Here is a 20549-nt window from a genome sequence, read left to right on the forward strand (position 1 = left end):
TCACGAAGTGAAAGTTTTTTAAATCCTTGTTCAAAAAATAAAAAGCATATACCTCCCGCTTTGGCTTCTGAAGAATATGCCAAACAATCTGGCTTTTCACGTCCTATTTTATCAATAAACTCTTTTTCTCTACGGGTCAGTTCTTCATGGTTGCCAACTTTTTTCAAAATCTTATCAAAACCAAAATGAACACCATCAATTATCCGAATATTTTCAGCTGGATAAATTGTAGGAATAAAGCTGCTCCCATCATCATATGCCCAAAATGTCAAAATATTATTACCTGATCCCCACTTTTTTATTTCTGCCCTTGCCGTTTGTGGACTGTCTGCCCAATATGACAGCTTTTGACCAGGAAAAAGATTTGAGTACCTATTATCTTTTCTACTTAATCTCAGATTCCCGCTATGAAGTTCACTTACTGTTTTTCCATAATAACTTTTGTTAAATTCAAGGCATCTAAAAAAATTAAAATCATGTGATTCTATTATCGGCAATTCCTGATGTTTCCATATATCTATTCCCCAGTATTGATTCGGAAAAAATTCTCCCATAAATCACACCTCGATTTCTGCGATAATCTTATCAATCTCATCACGGAGTACCTGCTCACGGGCAACAATTTCCTTAATTTCTGCATTCAACTTCACGATATCAATTTTCTCTCTGGTATCTTCGGCTTCAACATAGGTGGACACAGACAAATTATAATCATTGCCAGATACTTCTTCATAGCTTGCCAGATGTGCAAAATGCTCCACTTCTTCACGCTTAGCAAACACATCCACAATACGGTCGATATTCTCTGGTGTCAGCTTATTGTTGTTGGTAACCTTCACACACTCGCCTGTGGCATCAATAAACAGTGTCTTGTTGTCTGCCTTGTTCTTTTTCATTACCATGATACAGGTTGCAATCGAAGTACCAAAGAACAGATTACTCGGCAACTGAATAACGCAATCCACATAGTTGTTATCTACCAGATATTTACGGATTTTCTGCTCTGCACCACCACGGTACATGATTCCCGGAAAACATACAATGGCGGCAGTTCCGTTAGACGCAAGCCATGACAGGCTGTGCATGATAAATGCCATATCTGCTTTACTCTTAGGTGCCAAAACTCCTGCCGGAGCAAAACGAGGGTCATTAATGAGCAATGGATTTTCGTCTCCCGCCCACTTGATAGAATATGGTGGATTAGACACGATCAGCTCAAACGGCTCATCATCCCAATGTTGCGGACTAAGCAATGTATCTTCACATGCAATGTTAAATTTATCAAATCCCACATCATGCAGGAACATATTAATACGGCACAGGTTGTAGGTTGTGATATTAATTTCTTGTCCGTAAAAACCGTTACGTATAGCGTCCTTGCCAAGAATTTTCTCAGCCTTTAAAAGCAATGAACCCGAACCACAAGCCGGATCATATACTTTATTAATTTCCGTTTTGTCTACAGTTCCAAGGCGTGTGAGCAGTTCGGACACATCTGCCGGAGTAAAGAACTCTCCACCAGATTTTCCGGCATTCGATGCATACATAGTCATAAGGTACTCATACGCATCGCCAAAGGCGTCAATAGAATGATCTTTCACATCTCCCAGATTCATTTCTCCTACGCCATTCAGTAGTTTTACAAGTTTTTCATTACGCTTTGCAACTGTAGAACCCAGTTTATTGCTGTTTACATCATAGTCATCGAACAGTCCGGCAAAGTCGCTCTCTGCCTCACTGCCTTTCGCTGATTCCTCAATGTGGCGAAACACACGCTCCAGTGTTTCATTTAAGTTTTCATCATTCGCAGCATTAGCACGGACATTACAGAAAAGTTCACTCGGAAGGATAAAAAATCCTTTTTCCTCTACCAGTCCTTCTCTTGCTTCTTCTGCATCCTCATCCGGCATTTTTGCAAAGTCAAAATCAGTGTTACCCGCATCGATCTCACCGCTGTTTATGTAATTACACAGGTTTTCGGAAATATAACGATAGAACATCGTGCCAAGAACATAATTTTTGAAGTCCCAACCATCGACTGCTCCACGCAGTTCATCTGCAATCGCCCATATTGCACGGTGTAACTCATCACGTTCCTGTTCCTTTTTGGTATCAACCATTCTCTTTTCCTCCGTTATCCTCTGGTACAAATTCCAGAATATCGTCAACGCCACAGTTCATAACACGGCATATACTCTCTATACTCTCGAGGGAAATATACCCATTACGTTTCAGCCGTGTGATAATATTTGCAGAGAAACCAGCCTCCTTCTGCAACTGTGCATTTGTCATATTTTTTTCTATCAATAAATGGAATAATTTTTTATAACTGACCGCCATGTCATTCCTCCATTCGCCTGCCAACAGATATATAGAAAGTGTATCACGAAAACGTGAATAATTCAACTTATGAAATAATACCGCCTGGCTAAAATTCCATACAATGATAATATTTTCCGTAAAAAAAGCGGCTGATCAACACCTTAATCAACCGCTTTAACTAATCCTTATAGTCCGCACAAAATACTTCTTTTTATAATTCCCAACCCGATATACTAACCATTCAACGCTCACAGCAATTCGTCAATTTTTGCAAAATCGATATTCAAATCATCATAAATCCCTGCCGGAACAAGATCAGAAAATGTATATTCGTTCATATCATTCTTTTCAAAATTATATACAATAATCCTGTTTTTCGTTTTATCCACGATCCAATATTCACGGACACCGGCCGTGCGATATTTAAAAAGCTTTATCATGTAGTCAATCCGCTGGCTTCCCGGTGATACCACTTCAATAATCCAATCCGGTGCTCCCGCACATCCTTTATCATTTAATTTAGATGGATCGCAGATCACGCTTACATCCGGCTCTACGTAAGTATGATCATCCTCGTTTAAAAAAACTGCAAATGGAGCGACATAAGGCCTGCATACTCCGCCTTTCTGCTTAATATAGTCCCGAATAACTGCAAATATTTCACCTACAATTTCCTGATGAGCCCGGCTTGGAGGTGCCATCATATACATGGTACCATCTATCAATTCTGCACGGGTTCCTTCCGGAAGATCATATATATCTTGTACTGTATACGTTTTGTATTTAGGTAATGGCATAGCTCCTCCTTTCTCGGCTGAAATATACTTTCCTCTATAATAAATAGTTTATCGTATCTCCGTTCTTTTATCAATCAATTCATTGATATGTTTTTCAATTTTTAAGACCTCAATATGATCAAAGAAAAGCGGCTGACCTCCCGATCAACCGCTTTAAATAACTCTTTTACCTATTATCTTCCCGCCTCTTCATCCCAGCTGCCGTCTTCTTTCACGTACCAGCCGTCCGGTGTCCGGCGTTTTGAATACATAATGCCGGCACTGCCGTCTTGATTCGGATTCAGATAATACCATTTTCCATTGATGAACTGCCATCCTGTAAGCATACCCTGGTTTTCGTCCATATAGAACCATCCCTGATACAGGGTGTCATAGATCCAGCCGGTACTCAGATATCCCTCAGCGCCAAATGCCCACCATCTGCCGTTGACTTTTTCCCAATGAAATGCACCGGTATTGCCCATAGGCCAGGTGCCGTCACTGTAGCGGAGCCACCAGCCTCTGGCATCCTTTATCCAATGGCTGTAACCATCATTCACTGCCTGATTCGATGCACCGGTGATAACCCCCTGCTCCTCGCTGCGGTAGCCTTTCTGGCTATCTTTGGTTACTGTGCCGGAACTTCCGCTGCTGCTTTTTCCACTGCTGCCTTTTCCGCCGCTGCCTTTTCCGCCACTGTCTTTTCCGCCGCCTGAATGACTGCCTGAGCTTGAAGGCGCTTGCTGAACCGTCACATTGACTGTTTTTACAGCATCATTAAAATTGTCCATCGAAGCTTTCACATATACCTGATAAGTTCCCGCATCTGTAAAGCCCGGGATCTCACTCTGGTAATCCACTCCATTCTTAGAATAAGTAAATACCACTGCATCCAGACTCACATTTGAAAGACCGGTTTCCACAGATGCATGGATCTGCGGCTTCTGTTCGGTACCATTGTAGGTAAGCGGATCTGCCGACACAGTCATGGATGCAAAATCACGTGCTATGATGCTGCCTTTGATAGATGTGCTATTTTCTGTCAGCTCATAATTCTTTGCATTGTCACCTGCTAACGTGATATTTGCCGCCTCAATATCATGCTCTCCAACATCCGCACTCTGATATGCCAAATTCACCTGGTCAGCACGAACATCCTGAGAATCAGGAGTGCCGGAATCACTGTAAAGCTGAACGGATAAATTCTGCTCCTCCGTAATATCTGTCGTTCCATCATAGACTTTATCGAAAAAGTCTCCTGTTATCCGTGCATTTAATTTACACTTGTCGATTGTAAATATAGCTGTATTCGATTCATTCTTATAATTTCCCTGTCCCAACAGATGGACAGTGTATGTTCCAGCATCTTTTCGCTCTCTAACTATACTATTATCAGTTCCTGTCCAATATGTCCAATATTTGATTGTATAATCCGCCTTATTCACTTCATCCTCGGAAGTTCCCTGCCAGTTCTCAACCACCTTGATCTCCGGGTTCTGGGATTGACCATTATAAATGACGGTCTCTGGTTCAAGTGTTACTTTTGTATCTGTAAAACTCCGTTCGGTAATACTCGTTCGGTTATCAGAGCAAAATACCTTCGACTCGTAATTATCTACTGTCACCCTTACAAATACAAACTGCTCCGACTCTGCTACATTCACAATCTTCGGACACTCCGACTCCCACTGAGCTTCTTGTAAATCATCCGTATTCTTTGTACGCTTCAGCTGATATTCGTATCCTGCACCTTTAGGAATGCCACTTGCGCTAATGGCAGCTGCCGGATACCCTTTAGATCCATTATATATATCTCTGGTAGCCGTTACGATCAAATTCCAGTGATCAGGAAAAGCTGCTTTATTAACCGTCAATGTTATATAAACCGGATTTTTTCCGGCTTCATATAATCCACTTGCCTGTGTATTCACCTTGATTTTAAATACACCAGCCTTCTTCACCGTCAACTGACCTGTTTCCTCGTTAATCGTTCCTTCTCCCTTATCACTTCCTGTATATTCAGCAAGTTCATATTGCAGGTTTCCGGCGTTAACCGGTTTATGAATACCCGCAAGGCTTGGAACATTGATCGACATATTTTCTTTATAATTTTCACTAATTTCCGCTGTATAACCTGTAATTGAATCCGGTTTCTGCTTTAAATCATCGGGCAGGCTTCCGTTTCCGCTGATTGTGCCTTTATTGATAAATGTTCCTTTTTCTTTTTTAAATGGACCATTTGAAACAAATTCCCCTTCATTGGTAAGTGTACCACTATCAATTATCGTACTTCCAGAGGTTACCTTTCCGCCTCTTGCAACAGTGAAGGAACTATTTCCATTAATGTATAATCGATCGGTATTCAGTTCCTTGGCTTGGATCGTTGCAGATCCACCCCTCTGCAAAAATCCTATTCCATCACTATTAGATTTTGTTGAAATTGTTCCACCTGAAAGTTTAAAATTACCCTCATTCTCAATTCCGGGTTTTCCACTTCCGGTTACCGTTAAACTTCCACCAGTCATCTGGAAATTTCTACGGACATACACACCATTCTTGTGTGTTCCCGCAGCAGTAACAGAGCCTCCGCTAATATTTAAAGTTCCATTGCTTTGCACAACAATAGCTCCTGAAACTGGATCGCTATTTTGTTCCGCATAGGCAGCTGCTTCTATCGTTCCACTCTCTATCGTCAAGCTGCCTGCGACCACTATTGCGCTGGATGCATCATCACTTGTTCTTTTCGTTGGAGAATTCTTAACTGTCAACGAAGCCGATGCTGTTTCTGCCTTAATTGTCGCACTTACATTTTCCTTAATTTTGAGGCCAACTCCTCCAACCTCTGTCCCTTTCCCCTCTAATACATTTCTTCCATTTAATACTATCTCCCATGTTCCCCTGCTTAACTCAAGGTTCTGTACGGAAGCATTCGTCATTATTAATTGAAATCTATTTTCTCCTGAACTAGTAACCGTTATACCGTGCTGATTCAATAAATTCATTACGTCGTTGCGAAGACTAGAAAACCCACTCTCATTATAGGCAAGATTTTTAAAAGAGTTCCCTTCTTCAAAATTTACACTTAACACAACATTATTAGGATCATACGCCGTCAACGCCGCCTGGTCTCCCGTCACAGACACTTCCACCACCAGCGCCTCTACATCTTCCGCCAGTTCATATACCTCCGGCAGCTCTGCTGCAAACTCATAGGTGCCTTCCAGCGGCCAGCGGCCTTCTTCATCCTGCACATACTCGTTACAGCTCCAGCCAGTGATCGGAAGTTTTTCCTCTTTACCAGCTTCGCTTTCTTCTCCGACCTAGGCAATAATAGCCTGTGGTAAGTACTCCGTGACCTCTTCGAAGGATGGCTGGGCTTCCTCGGTAACTCCGCTAAGCTCTAATTTGCCATCCAGCAGATTCTCTTCCGGATCATACCAGGACCAGGAGAAGATCTGGGACTTCACAGCCGGTATCACTGTTCCGCCTGGAACTGTCGTATCTTCCATATCCGATGGTGTACTGACGGAAGGTGCATTCTCCTCTTTGTCAGCAGAATCTTTCTGATCGTTGGTTTCTTCATCATCCGGCCCGGTTTCAGAATCGTCCTCGTTCATACCGGAAGACGCGGCTGTATTCCGTATGCATCCGCTTTCTACAGTGCAGATGTGGGTACATTCCGTCGGCTCTTCTCCTATCTGGGACGAGGTTGCTTCCTCATCCGGCTCGCCGTAGCACTCCTCGGTATGCACATGGACACATTTTTTTCTCTCCGTCTTCTGCGGCATATCCGCCCATGCTGTATTTCCAAATAATGTCGATACTGCCAATGTCATTGTCAGACACACCGCTGCCGCCCTTCGTATACCTTTCATTCTCCCATCTCCTCTCTGTTTACCTTTCATCTCTTTTGACGCCCATGAAGATTAATTCTCATGATGTTATTATTAAACAATTTTCAAAAAATGTCAACAAACCGTACACAATATATGTTTAATACCGTCATTTATATGATTTCCCGATTTTCATTGTGAATTTCGTTACCTGCTATCTCCATCCCGCCCCAGATACTCCCACACAAACCGCGATACTTCCGCCTTTTTATGGTACCTCTCCCGCACCGCATATACATGCAGCCGGGTCTTTGCACGCGTCATTGCCACATAGAACAGACGTCGTTCTTCCTCCATATCCTCGTCCAGCATCGCGCGGCTGTGCGGTGTGATTCCCTCATTGGCATCGAGAATATAGACAATGGGAAATTCCAGCCCCTTGGCACTGTGCATCGTCGCGAGCGTGATCGCGTCCGTCTCCGTCCGCCGCTGCGCCGCCTGCCGGAGCAGTTCCTCCTTGTACGCCTCGATGTGTGCAAACCACTCGTCAAAGGTCTTGAAACCCGCCGCACTTTCTTTTAACTCATCGGCAGTCTCTAAAAGTTCCTCCGGCCGCATCCGACGGAATGCCGCATACTCGATCAGATATTCGTCGTATCCTATGCCCTGGCGGATATAATTGACGGCTGCCAGAGGTGACATCCGGGCGATGGCCCGCAGATCGCCTTCCAGACTCTCGATCCGCTCGGCAATCCAGTCTTTCTCCGCATAGAATGCCTTCATCTTCTCGAACGAAACCGTCTCATCCGGCATCGCATCCCGGCTGATATAACGCTTCGGACGGTTGATGACCTGCAAAATATCTTCCCGCGCCCGGCTTCCCATGGCGATCCGGATATAGGTCAGGATATTTCGCGAAATCCAGTGTTCATAGAGGTTCGGCACCGTATCCCTTGTCCGGAAGGGAAGGTTGTATTCCATCAGCTTTTCCATCAGAAAACGAGGACCAGCATTGGTCCGGTATAAAACTGCGATATCCCCCGGCCGCACTCCCGACTGCAGATACAGCTGTATCTCCCTGGCGATGGCCAGATTTTCCTCCCCAGGATCCTGCCAGAGCTTCGTAATCACATTCTTCCCATGCCGTCCCGTTGTATGGATGGCCTTTGAAAAACGTTTCTGGTTTTCTCTGATCAGCCGCAATGCCGGTGCCACGATCTCCTCGGTACTGCGGTAATTCACATCCAGAAGAATCCGTCCGGCACCCGGATAATCCCGCTCAAATCCCAGCATAATCTCCGGTTTGGCCCCACGAAACCGGTAAATCGACTGATCATCATCGCCCACGATAAAAAGATTATCTTCCGGCTTGGCTAACATCCGCACGATCTCATATTGAAGCCGGTTGATGTCCTGAAACTCATCAATCAGGATGTACCGATACCTCCTCTGCCAGGCAGACAGGATATCTTTTCTTTCCGTAAAAAGTTCCAGACACAGCACCATCATGTCATCGAAATCGATGAGTCCGGCCCGGCGCATTTTCTCTTCATAGCCTGCATAGAGCTGACGGAAAACTGCATCCGGACAGTTTTTGGAATAGTAATGTTCCAGTGCAATCCTCTCTCCCTTGACAGAGCTTATCTCACTTAAAATGGAGGCTGCAAACTCATTTTCATCCTCCGGCTCCAGACCTCCGGCCTGAGCCAGCTCCCGGACAAACTGCATCTGCTGCTCTTCCCGGACAATATTGTCAGCGGTATATCGGTATGCCAGCTTTAAGATCCTAAAAAAGATCGAATGAAAAGTACCGAAGGTGACTCTGGAGCCGCCGCCGGTCAATGCTTCATACCGCTCCCGCATCTCCTCGGCTGCTGCCCGGGTAAAGGTAATCACAAGAATATCCCCCGGATCGATTCCGTACTCCTTCGTCAGATACTGGACCCGATGGGTGATCACCGTTGTTTTCCCTGATCCCGGTCCCGCCAGAACCATCATGGGACCATCTTTATGCATGATTGCCTGTGTCTGTGCTTTACTGAATGCCATTTCCTGTTTCCTTACTCCACAATTCAAGAATATCTCGGCATATTTGCTTCGAAATTCGCATTTTGACGTGCAAGACATCCTTCTGCCGCGCATCTGAAGCAAATCTGTCAAGTACAAATGTAAGAAAAGTGCGCCTTGGAATGTATTTCTCACAAAGCGCACCTTTTCACTGCTTTTCATGCATCTACGATACATGAAAAAGCAGTTGTTTATTTACTACCTACTGATTTAATCTGAGATTCAAGTCGAACGTCCGTGAGACTTGGCGCGTGATTCTGGTCAGCAAAGCTGACATATTCCTATCAGAATCACTGCGCATCCTCGCGGAGCATTTATCTCAGTCGGAGAATGGACTCCCACTGAGACAAATTTGCTATTACTCACCACCTGAAGATGTGGGAGTCTTCTCGACTGAGATAAAAACTTGCTTCAAGTCGAACATCGACGGTTACGACAGCCTACTGCTGTGCCTCCAGAAGTTCAATCCCCTTCTTGATACGGCGGATCGACTCTTCCTTGCCAAGCACTTCCATGATCTCGGTCGCGCCTGCCGGCGTCATCTGCTTGCCGGATACAGCGGTACGGATCGGCCACATGACGAAGCCGGTCTTAACGCCCTCTTTGGATACATACTCGGACAGCGCCGCGTACAGGGCGTCGTTGGAGTAATCTTCCTGTGCTTCCAGAATCGGCAGAACATCTTTTAATACCTTTAAGGATGTCTCCAGATTGGTCTTCATCTTCTTGTGAACATACATCTGCGGATCATACTCCGGCAGTGTCTCAAAGAAATCGATGTGTCCCTCGATATCCGGGAAAATCTCGATTCTCGTCTTAACCATCGCCGCGATCTTCTTCAGATCCAGATCCTTGGTGATTACTTTCTTGATGTACGGCTCTGCCATCTCATAGAACTTATCAAAATCCATCGCCTTGATGTACTCGCCGTTCATCCATTTCAGTTTTACCATATCGAAAACAGCCGGAGATTTGCTGATATTCTTGTAGTTGAACTCTTTTACCAGCTCGTCTAAGGAGAAAATCTCCTGATTATTTTCCGGTGACCAGCCAAGCAGGGCAACGAAGTTGACAACTGCCTCGGAAATGAAGCCCTGATCGATCAGATCCTGATAGGAAGAATGACCGCTTCGCTTGCTCAGCTTCTTGTGCTCCTCGTTCGTGATGGTCGGGCAGTGCACATAAACCGGAACCTCCCATCCGAATGCGTCGTACAGACGGTTGTACTTCGGTGAAGAAGACAGGTACTCGTTACCGCGGACTACATGGGTGATCTGCTGTAAATGATCGTCCACCACATTTGCGAAGTTGTAGGTCGGGAATCCATCCGATTTGATTAAAACCATATCGTCCAGCTCGGAGTTATCTACGGAAATATCCCCGTAAATCTCATCGTGGAAGGTAGTCTTTCCCTCGGTCGGGTTGTTCTGACGGATGACAAACGGCTTTCCTGCCTTTAAGTTTGCCTCTACCTCTTCCTTGGAAAGGTGCAGGCAGTGCTTATCATAGGTCATGATCTCTTCGCCGTTTACTTCTCTCTTTAAGCTGTTTAAGCGTTCCTGATCGCAGAAACAGTAATAAGCTTCGCCTTTATCGATCAGCTTCTTCGCATATTCCATGTAGATGCCCTGTTTCTGACGGTCGCTCTGTACATACGGGCCAACCGGACCGCCGATGTCCGGACCTTCGTCATGTTTCAGTCCGGTATCGCGCATCGTATTGTAAATGATCTCGGTCGCGCCTTCAACGAAACGCTCCTGATCGGTATCCTCGATTCGCAGGATAAAATCGCCGCCCTCATGTTTTGCAATCAGGTATGCGTATAATGCAGTTCTTAAGTTTCCTACATGCATTTTGCCTGTCGGGCTCGGTGCGTATCTGGTTCTGATCTTTGTCATACTTTTCACACGGCTGTCTGGAAGCTTATGTTCCAAACAGTTTTTCCTTTCCTAGAAATAATTAAAATATTGGAATTATAAAATAAAGTAACTGTTCCATAGGTCTGCGCATTTACTGCGCTGACCGTACGAAAACATGGGCCAGCAGGCAGGTAATTTATATCACGCCTTCATATTCAGCAGATGGCACGCCAGCTGGAAATAAATCATCAGGCTGCACGCATCCACGATCGTCGTGATCATCGGCGACGCCATGATCGCCGGGTCGAGATGGATCGTCTTCGCCGCAATCGGAAGCACACATCCGATCGTCTTCGCGATGATAACCGTGCAGAACAGGCTGATAACTACCGTCAGGCAGATGAGTACCTGCCCCGGATACTGGATCATCAGGCGAACGAAATTGACAAGCGCCAGAGAAAGTCCACAGAGCATTCCCACGCGGATTTCTTTCCACATAACTTTCAGAATATCCGCCGGTTCTACCTCGCCGACCGCCATACCACGGATGATCATCGTGCTCGCCTGGCTGCCGGAGTTTCCGCCCGTATCCATCAGCATCGGAATAAACGTAACCAAAAGCGGAATTACCGAAAAGGCATTCTCATATTTTAACAAAATACCGCCGGTCACCATACTGCTCAACATCAGGATCATCAGCCACGGAATACGGTTTCTCGCGAGCTGGAACACACCCGTCTTCAGGTACGGCTTCTCACTCGGCAGCATCGCCGCCATCTTCTCGAAGTCCTCCGTCGCCTCCTGCTCCATGACATCCATGACATCATCGACCGTGATGATGCCGACCAGACGGTCTTCGCCGTCCACAACCGGTAAACTCAAGAGGTTGTACTCATTGAACGTCTCCACGACCTTTTCCTGGTCTTCCGTCGTATACGCCTTGATCACATGCGGATCCATGATATCGCCCATGAGCGCCGCATAATCATTCATCAGAAGATCCTTGACCGTCACAACGCCCTCTAAGCGGCGTTTTTCATCCATGACGTAGCAGGTGTAAATCGTCTCCTTGTCCACACCATATTTCCGGATATAACCAAATGCCTGCTCCACCGTCATATTTTTCTTGAGTCCCACGTACTCCGCCGTCATGACGCTTCCGGCGCTGTTTTCCGGGTAATTGAGGAACTGGTTGATCAGTTTTCTCGTATCCGGGCTGGAGTTCTGAAGTACGCGCCGCACGATCGTCGCCGGCAGCTCCTCCAGCATATCGACCGCATCATCGACATACAGGTCGTCAATGATAGCACGCAGCTCATTATCCGTAATACTGGTAATGATGTGCTGCTGCTGTTCGACTTCCAGACAGGCAAATACCTCTGATGCCAGCTCTTTCGGCAGCATACGGAATACAACGACCGTCTTCTCTGAATCCAATTCTTCGATAAATGAGGCAATATCCACCTCATTCATCTCGACCAGCTGGCTTTTCAGCTCCCGGTACTTCTTCCCGGTCAGCAGAGCCAGCAGCTCTTCTTTCTTCTCTTCTTCTAACATTCCCGTCTCCTTCCAAAATATTGTCATTTTGGAAATCGGACAGGCTGCTCCTTTCCTGCTCCTGCACACAGGCAGAATGCCGGAAACTTATCCACAGATGCGGCAGTGTACACAAGGAATCCGCTGTTTGCAGCTGTCATTCCTGCAAATGCATGTGTACGCTGCCTTTGGTTCTGGGTAGCTGCCGTCTGATTCCGCCTTATGACTCCGGCTTTCCATTGTGTTCACTCCTCTCCTGATTTTCTCGCATGAAAACATCCGGCAGATTGATGCTCGATACCGGATGTCTCTTTTTATTATAATAATTGAATGAAAAAATAGCAATCTTTTTATCGAAGTTATCCAAAAAAACGTTGTTAAAAAGTAATTGTTCACGGGTAGACACTTTGGAAACCAAAAATGCCGCTCAGATACCACCACGGCGGCAGCAGCTTTCGCACACCCGCGGCTCCCGGCAAAAAGACCGAAGCGTCAAAAAAGATCGGACAGAGCAGGAGGCTCGCAAGGATAAAAACCGGAATCAGCGCCGCCAGAAATCCCGGCTTCCGGCAGACTGCCAGGCATCCAAAGGCATACATGGTCACGAAGAAGAGATAAAAAAGCAGCTTTCCCGCCTCTAAAAGCGGCTCTGCCCCATTTCCCGACGCCAGAAGCGCCACATACGCCGAAATGGATGCTAAAAATACAAACGCCGCGATCTCCGCCGTCTGCAGCAACCACCGCTCCCGGCTCCGGACCGCCGCATAAAGCCCGCGCTCTACATCCTCGCCCGCCATGACAGCTGCCGCCAGCCCCATGATAAAAAGGAATACCGCAGTCAGCCCGCGCACCGGAAAGACCACCTTCATCGCCCCTGTCTGCAGTGCCGTTCCTCCCTGTAAGGTCTGATAATCAAAGGTAAAGGTGCTTCCGTTGCTGCGGTATTTTTCATAGAGTTCCATCAGCACGCCGCACGCCTTTTCCCGCGCCTCCGTCGTCTGGCAGCGCGCCATCACCGTCTGGAATGCCGCTCCATTTTCCCCATAGTCCGCCAGCAGTTCCCGCCCGTACACCTCGAACAGTTCAGAAAATATCTTTTCTGATATAATTTTCTCTGCCACTGTGGACGGCGACACCAGCACGCGGACCGCACGGGTATAATGCCCCTCGTCCAGCCGTTCTTTTAATCTCTCTGGAAACAGGTAGGCGCACTCCGCCCGTCCGGTCATAACCGCCTTCTTTGCCTCTTCCTCCGCCCCGCACGGATAAAAGAAAAATGAACGGCTCTCTTCCGATTCCAGTCTTTCTGCAAGCGCCTGATTCCACGCATCCGTTCCCGGGCAGAGCGCCACCGCGATCCGCCCGGAATCCCGTTTTTCCACCTGATGGAGCATGCCCATTCCCAATGGAAAGATCAGAAGAAACAGGAGGAACACCGGGCGGTAAAGAGCCCGCCGCAGCGTCATTCCAAACATACAGAACCACCACGCCAGCTTCCGCATCCGTCAATCCCTCCTTTTTCCGGCGGCAAGCGCCAGTGCAAAGCATGCCAATGCCGCCGCAGCCAGTTTCCACAGCACCGGAACCGCCCCTGTCTCCCCGCCCGAAGCAATAAAGCGGATTCCATCCATCCAGAGCGCCGTCACTGTCATATTTCCGACTTTCTGAACCAGCTCCGGCAGAAAGACGGACGGGATGATGCCGCCCGCCAGAAAGAGAAATACCACATTGACCGCAAACAACGTCAAAATCGCCGCTGCCGAACTTCTGCACACCTCATAAAACAGCAGAATCCACGCCGAAACTGCCGCGCAGGTCAGCCCCCACGCCGCCAGTTCTTCCCGCCCCGCCAGCGCATATCCCTTCTGCACCGCCCAGCCATAGCCGCCCGCCGTGACTGCCATCAGAAGAAGCGTCATGCACAAGCATTTGCAGAAAAGCGGATACCACCGCCGGATCCCGATGCGCCGAAGCCCCTGTTCCAGCGCCTCCGTCTGGGGAGCCAGAAACGGCGCTGCCGGGATTCCGGTAAGAATCATCAGAAATACAATCCCCGAAATTCCATAAAAGACCGCCGTCGATACATTCCCTGCAGCGCTGACCGTTTTCTTCCGGAAAAGTGCCTCGCGGTTCATCGCATATTTTAAAAAGATACGGTTCAAATCCTGTTCAGACACCGAAATCTGTTCCGGCACTCCCTGGAGATTCAAATATTCATCTGCCGCGTAGATCGCCGCCTGCGAAGTGCCAAGCATCGAACTGCCCGACTCTGCCAGTTCCCGGAAAACGGCGCCTTCCAGCCCGCTCTCATCCGGAAACCAGATCGTGGCTGGCTGGTTCGTACCGTCCAAAATGCCGCGCGCCATGCCGGACGGCACCTCGAAAACCGCTTGAAGCTCCCCGCTTTTCATCTTTTGGAACGCTTCATCGTGTTCCAGATACGAAAAGTCGCAGAGACTTTCCACGCTGTCCAGCGAGGCAATCATTTTGGTTATCTTTTCCGAAAGCGCATCGTCCTCCGGAAGCACCACGCCCACCTCGATTTTCTTTAAAGATGTTTCCCCATATAAAACCTTAGACGCCGAAAATGCCGCCATGCCGACGAGCAGCACCATCACCGCCAGCCCTGCCAGAAAATACGGCAGCTGGCGGAGCAGGCGCTTTCCGGTCAGCAGCAGATATATCATATATGTTCGCATTTTCCGCCGCCTATGACATGACTTTCAGGAGGATCGCGAACAGGTTGCCTGTTATCTCCGTTGTGACCTGGTTATAATCCTCCTCGGAGGAAGCCAGCACATCAAATGGAACGCCGTCCGGCTGCACGATCTCATCCTCCAGCGGGTTGACATAATAGGAACCGGCAAATTCAACATAAGAACTGCTTCCATTTAACAATGTAGTTTCCAGACGCAGGGAATCCATATCGATATGGACGCTCTCGCCCTTCGAAAGCTCGCTGACCGCGCCATTCGCCGTGATCGACGCCTGAGACGCACCGTTACTCTGCAGATCCATCTTTACCTCATAGCTGCCGTCCGCGATCTGATAGTCGCCATCCAGGATAAACTGGTATTTCTCTTCGTCGCCTTGCAGGGTCGCAATTACCTGACCACTCCAGCTCTTTCCAGCCTCGTAAGCGCCTGTTTTATCCAGGGAAACCGTGATAATCTGACCGTCCGAATCCTCAATATTTAACGCCCCATTCACATTCGACAGCATGTTGTAACCGCCGCCAAAGGAAACATCGCCGTAAAAACGGACATTTTCTTCCTCAACCGTTGCATCCGTCTCATAGGAAAATCCAGCCATTTTGCCATCTTTTCTCACATAGACATCCATCGTCACATCCCCGATGGTATTTTCCATTTCCTCTACCAGATTGTCCAGCACCGCTTCCGCCTGCGCCCAGAGTTCCTTCTGCTGTTCCTCCGGATCCACGCTCTCTCCGTCCCCGTCCGCTGCATAGATGCTGCTTGCGTCGCCTGCCAGTTCCAGATAGCGCACCACATCCTGTTTGAGTGTCTCATCATTCAGGAAAAATTCTCTCGTCGTCTTTGCAAAGCGAATCAGCGCATCCTTCGGCAGAGTCACATGGTAACCGCGGCAGTTCTCGCTCTGTCCGTCGATCGTAAACTCTTTTTTGTCATTCTTAGTGACAGTCATAGCCGTTTTGAGGTCATCAATCGCCTTGCTTCCCTCTTTGTAGCGGTTCCAGAGTGCTTTCAGATCCATCATCGGCTCCTCGTCCGAAAGCGCTTCCTTGTACTGTCCCAGATAATTTGCCAGCCCCTCAATATCAATCCCCTGCTCTTCGAGCTTCTGCGCCGCATACGGAGAATTAATGAGCTGTCCTTCCAGATCATTGACATAATCAAGGGTAAATATACGGCTGGAAAGTGCCGGAATCGCCGCCATGATCTGTGTATCATCCATGTAAAGCTGTGCGTCCGCCAATTCTCCGCCGCCATACTGCAAGGAAAGATTTAGCAGCTGCCGTCCGCTGTCCACATCGCGCTTCACATCCAAGCCGATGCCCGCACCGCTCATCTGGTTCAGGGATTCATCGGAAATACCTGTCATGCTTAACTCCATCCCCGTCTGCGCGGATCCCTTCTGTAAAAGTTTTTCCAGCTCTTTCGTCCCAAAGATCTCCTCAGACGGATTTAACTGCCCTTCCGCCGTGATGCTCTTGAACGCATCGATCACTGTGTCCTTCGGGTCTGCCTGATGGCTGAGCATCACACCGCCGCCGACCACGACCACCGCTGCGGCTGCTCCGGCTGAAATGAGCCATTTCTTCCTGCCAGAACCATTTCCGCCCGTTCTGCCACCGTCACTGCCGCCTGCAGCATTTCCACCGATTCCGCCGCCAGCACCAGCGGATCCGCCTGCACTGGTTCCATCCGCTGTGTCAGATGCGGCCGTAAGCGCCTGCGCCGCTGCCTCTGCCGGGTTTAGCGGGGTTGAATTGCTTGACATGTTTGCATTGTTTGTATTGTTTGCATTATTTCCCTCTTCCATCTTGTACCTCCTCCTGTTTTCTCACTCCTAAAACGTTACTGTTCACGCATACGTGCCCAGTAACCTTAAAACCTCTGTATCAGCTCCCGCGCCGAAAGCCCTGCCTCCGTCGGAACCAGCACACCGTCCTTTAATACATAAAGGGTTGTACACGCCCCTATCTCTCCCATCTCATGGGACGTTAAAAGAACTGTTCCCCCTGCTTTCACATAGCTCCTGATATAAGTCAGGATCTGCTCCTTTGCCTCCAGGTCAAGCGCTGCCCCCGGTTCATCGAGAATCAGGATATCCGCGCGTCCGGAGAGTGCCGCCGCGATGCTCAGCCTCTTTTTCTCTCCGCCTGAAAGCCGTCCCGCCTGCGTTTTCAAGAATCGGTCCACGCCCAGCACATGACCGACGCCGCATTCCAGATCCCGCTCCATCTCCCGCCGTTTCCCCCGGAACCAGAGACGGTAATTATCAAATGCCGTCAGCTCCGGGATCAATGGATTTTCCTGAGGCACATAGGCAATTTTTTCTTCTAATAGACGATGTCTTCCAAGCGCCTCCTGCCCGTCAATCCGAATACTCCCCCGATCCGGCTTGCGGATCCCCGCGAGGATCGAGAGCAGCGTCGTCTTGCCGCATCCATTTCCGCCGACAATCCCGATGCATTCCCCTGGATTTGCCCGAAAAGAGACATTTTTTAGGATCGTCCTTCCGCGGTACCGTTTTTCTATCCCTGTTACCTCTAACATATTTTTCCTCTTTGTAAAGTAAAAAGGAACACCGCAAAGCAGAAGCGAACCGCTTCTCTGCCTTGCAGCATTCCTTACTTTATCTGGTCTGCGCCGCAGTGATGCAGGCACATTGATTTTATGATGGATGATTGCAGCACATCGTGTGCATTTGCAATCTATTTATTATTTATTTTCAGCCAGATCGCCTGGTTTCATGCTCAGGTTGATACGACCCATCTTATCGACCTCGATTACCTTTACAGTAACTTCATCGCCGATGTTGACAACATCCTCTACCTTCGCTACGCGCTTGTCCGAAAGCTTGGAAATATGAACCATACCATCTTTGTTCGGAGCCAGCTCTACGAATGCACCAAAATTCATGATACGGACAACGGTACCTGTCAGAATCTGACCCGGCTCGATGTCGGTCACGATGCCCTTGATGATGGAAACTGCCTTGTCGATCATTGCCTGATCGGTGCCGCATACAGCTACGCTGCCATCGTCCTCGATATCGATCTTAACGCCGGTCTGCTCGATGATCTTGTTGATTACCTTGCCCTGTTTGCCGACTACATCGCCGATCTTCTGCGGATCGATGGAGATCTGAACGATCTTCGGAGCATACTGGCTGACGGTCTTTCTCGGCTCGGAGATAACCGGCGCCATAACTTCATCCAGAATGTAGAGTCTTGCCTCTCTCGTCTTAGCGATTGCCTCCTCGATGATCGGGCGGGTCAGACCGTGGATCTTGATATCCATCTGGATGGAAGTAATACCCTTGTGAGTGCCGCCTACCTTGAAGTCCATATCGCCGAAGAAGTCTTCCAGACCCTGGATATCGGTCAGAACGATGTAATCATCATCGGTGTCGCCTGTTACCAGACCGCAGGAAATACCAGCTACCGGAGCTTTGATCGGTACACCTGCTGCCATCAGGGACAGAGTGGATGCACAGATACTTGCCTGGGAGGTAGAACCATTGGATTCCATCGTCTCAGATACGGTACGGATTGCATACGGGAACTCTTCCGCAGTCGGAAGTACCGGCACAAGCGCACGCTCCGCCAACGCACCATGACCGATCTCACGGCGTCCCGGTCCTCTGGACGGTTTGGTTTCGCCTACGGAGTAGGACGGGAAGTTATAATGGTGCATATATCTCTTGGATGTCTCGTTCTCATCCAGTCCGTCGATCTTCTGTGCCTCGGACAGCGGAGCCAGTGTACAGATATTTAAAATCTGTGTCTGTCCACGGGTGAACATACCGGAACCGTGTACACGCGGCAGAATGTCGATCTCTGCTGCCAGCGGACGGATCTCGGTGATACCGCGGCCATCCGGACGCTTGTGATCTTTGAGGATCATCTTGCGGACAGTCTTCTTCTGGTACTGATATACAGCCTCACCCAGAACAGCCAGCCACTCCTCGTTATCAGCGAATGCCTCTTCCAGGCGCTCGGTGATTGCGCGGATATTCTCTTCTCTCTTCTGTTTCTCGTCTGTAAATACAGCCTCTTCCATCTCTTCCTGCGGAACCAGCTCACGAATCGCTGCAAACAGCTCTTCCGGAACTGCACAGCTCTCGTAGGAATGTTTCGGCTTGCCGCACTCTGCTACGATGGTGTCGATGAATTTGATGATCTCCTGGTTTACTTCGTGTGCCTTGAAGATCGCGTCGATCATGATGTTCTCCGGAACTTCCTTTGCACCAGCCTCGATCATGATAACCTTCTCGCGGGTGGAAGCAACGGTCAGAGCCATATCAGATACTTTCTTCTGTGCGTTGGTCGGGTTTACGATAAACTCGCCGTCGATCATGCCGATCTGGGTGGTCGCACACGGACCATCAAACGGGATATCGGAAATGCAGGTTGCGATTGCAGAACCTAACATCGCGGTATACTCCGGGCTGCAGTCCTGGTCAACGGATAATACGAGGTTATTTAAGGTAACATCGTTGCGGTAATCCTTCGGGAACAGCGGACGCATCGGACGGTCGATAACACGTGCAGTCAGAACTGCGTTCTCAGATGCCTTTCCCTCTCTCTTGTTAAATCCGCCCGGAATCTTTCCGACCGAATACATCTTCTCCTCAAACTCAACGCTTAACGGGAAGAAATCAATACCGTCACGCGGCTTGTCAGAAGCTGTCGCGGTTGATAATACGGTTGTATCTCCATAATGCATAAATGCAGCACCATTTGCCTGAGCTGCTACACGGCCAACATCCACTGTTAAAGTTCTGCCAGCCAGTTCCATCGAAAAACTCTTGTACATCTCATATCTCCTTTCATCTTGTTTTGCAGAAGAACCTTCACATTCTCATACGCCGCTTTCGGTTCCAAAAGTGCCTTTCTGTGAAAAGTAACACCGAAACTACTGCTCTGCCCGCAAATATGTTTTTCTGCTTTACGGGTACAGCAGCGGTCTCGGACTTTTCTTCTACATAAACAACTAGGGTGGATTGCTCCACCCTATACGTTTTAATCTTAATTACTTTCTGATGCCTAACTTCTCGATCAGTGCACGGTATCCTTCCAGATCGGATTTCTTTAAGTAATCCAGAAGACCACGTCTCTGTCCTACCATCTTCAGAAGTCCGCGGCGGGAATGATGATCCTTCTGATTGGATTTTAAATGCTCTGTAAGCTCAGCGATTCTAGCGGTCAGAATTGCGATCTGAACCTCCGGTGAACCTGTATCGCCTGCTTTTCTTCCGTACTGTTCGATAATAGCTGCTTTCTTTTCCTTTGAAATCATTGTGATTTCCTCCTTAAAATTATTCTTACCGTATGCTAAGTTTATGTCGGAGTCGTCAAAAAACTGAGCACCGGCGGACTCATACCTAGTAAGTATAACACAATATGTTTTCGGTGTAAATCATTTTATGCAGGTTTTTTCTCGATT

15 protein-coding genes are annotated in these 20549 nt (G+C 48.2%); all 15 read right to left on the reverse strand.

The window, feature by feature from the left end; genetic code table 11:
* A partial coding sequence (locus PUQ60_RS10375; RefSeq protein WP_273482961.1) for a hypothetical protein occupies positions 1–554 on the reverse strand: 554 nt, incomplete at its 3' end.
* A 3-nt stretch (positions 555–557) separates the two neighbouring features.
* On the reverse strand, positions 558–2120 hold the full coding sequence (locus tag PUQ60_RS10380; RefSeq protein WP_273401057.1) for a type I restriction-modification system subunit M: 1563 nt from the start codon (positions 2118–2120) through the stop codon (positions 558–560).
* Positions 2113–2340, reverse strand: a complete 228-nt coding sequence (locus tag PUQ60_RS10385; protein ID WP_118522743.1) for a helix-turn-helix transcriptional regulator — start codon at positions 2338–2340, stop codon at positions 2113–2115. Before PUQ60_RS10385 ends, PUQ60_RS10380 begins: the two co-directional genes overlap by 8 nt.
* 230 nt (positions 2341–2570) lie before the next feature.
* On the reverse strand, positions 2571–3119 hold the full coding sequence (locus tag PUQ60_RS10390; RefSeq protein WP_270234400.1) for a Uma2 family endonuclease: 549 nt from the start codon (positions 3117–3119) through the stop codon (positions 2571–2573).
* A gap of 173 nt (positions 3120–3292) precedes the next feature.
* Positions 3293–6349: a YDG domain-containing protein gene (locus tag PUQ60_RS10395; RefSeq protein WP_273381195.1), complete on the reverse strand. Its 3057-nt coding sequence runs from the start codon at positions 6347–6349 to the stop codon at positions 3293–3295.
* 69 nt (positions 6350–6418) lie between these two features.
* Positions 6419–6973: a hypothetical protein gene (locus PUQ60_RS10400; protein ID WP_273381197.1), complete on the reverse strand. Its 555-nt coding sequence runs from the start codon at positions 6971–6973 to the stop codon at positions 6419–6421.
* Positions 6974–7138: 165 nt separating this feature from the next.
* A complete protein-coding gene (locus tag PUQ60_RS10405) occupies positions 7139–8980 on the reverse strand; it encodes an ATP-dependent helicase (RefSeq protein WP_273381199.1) in 1842 nt (613 codons plus the stop codon).
* Positions 8981–9438: 458 nt separating this feature from the next.
* Positions 9439–10896 carry a glutamate--tRNA ligase gene (gene gltX / locus PUQ60_RS10410; RefSeq protein WP_270231803.1) on the reverse strand — a complete coding sequence of 486 codons (1458 nt, stop codon included), beginning with the start codon at positions 10894–10896 and terminating at the stop codon, positions 9439–9441.
* A 162-nt stretch (positions 10897–11058) separates the two neighbouring features.
* A complete protein-coding gene (gene mgtE / locus PUQ60_RS10415; RefSeq protein ID WP_273381188.1) occupies positions 11059–12414 on the reverse strand; it encodes a magnesium transporter in 1356 nt (451 codons plus the stop codon).
* Positions 12415–12785: 371 nt separating this feature from the next.
* Positions 12786–13895 (reverse strand): hypothetical protein, encoded by a 1110-nt coding sequence (locus PUQ60_RS10420; protein WP_273381186.1) that lies wholly within the window; start codon positions 13893–13895, stop codon positions 12786–12788.
* A gap of 3 nt (positions 13896–13898) precedes the next feature.
* Positions 13899–15092, reverse strand: coding sequence for an ABC transporter permease (locus PUQ60_RS10425; protein WP_273381184.1), 1194 nt, complete (start codon positions 15090–15092; stop codon positions 13899–13901).
* 10 nt (positions 15093–15102) lie between these two features.
* Positions 15103–16917 carry a zinc ribbon domain-containing protein gene (locus PUQ60_RS10430; protein WP_273381182.1) on the reverse strand — a complete coding sequence of 605 codons (1815 nt, stop codon included), beginning with the start codon at positions 16915–16917 and terminating at the stop codon, positions 15103–15105.
* A 65-nt stretch (positions 16918–16982) separates the two neighbouring features.
* Positions 16983–17654, reverse strand: coding sequence for an ABC transporter ATP-binding protein (locus tag PUQ60_RS10435; protein ID WP_118467200.1), 672 nt, complete (start codon positions 17652–17654; stop codon positions 16983–16985).
* A 165-nt stretch (positions 17655–17819) separates the two neighbouring features.
* Positions 17820–19919 carry a polyribonucleotide nucleotidyltransferase gene (locus tag PUQ60_RS10440; RefSeq protein ID WP_118471940.1) on the reverse strand — a complete coding sequence of 700 codons (2100 nt, stop codon included), beginning with the start codon at positions 19917–19919 and terminating at the stop codon, positions 17820–17822.
* A 216-nt stretch (positions 19920–20135) separates the two neighbouring features.
* Positions 20136–20402, reverse strand: a complete 267-nt coding sequence (gene rpsO / locus PUQ60_RS10445) for a 30S ribosomal protein S15 (protein WP_022358577.1) — start codon at positions 20400–20402, stop codon at positions 20136–20138.
* Between the last annotated feature and the right edge of the window lie 147 nt (positions 20403–20549).

This window comes from Clostridium sp. AF02-29 (assembly GCF_934835585.1).
In the GTDB taxonomy this organism is placed as follows: Bacteria; Bacillota; Clostridia; order Lachnospirales; family Lachnospiraceae; genus Otoolea; species Otoolea fessa.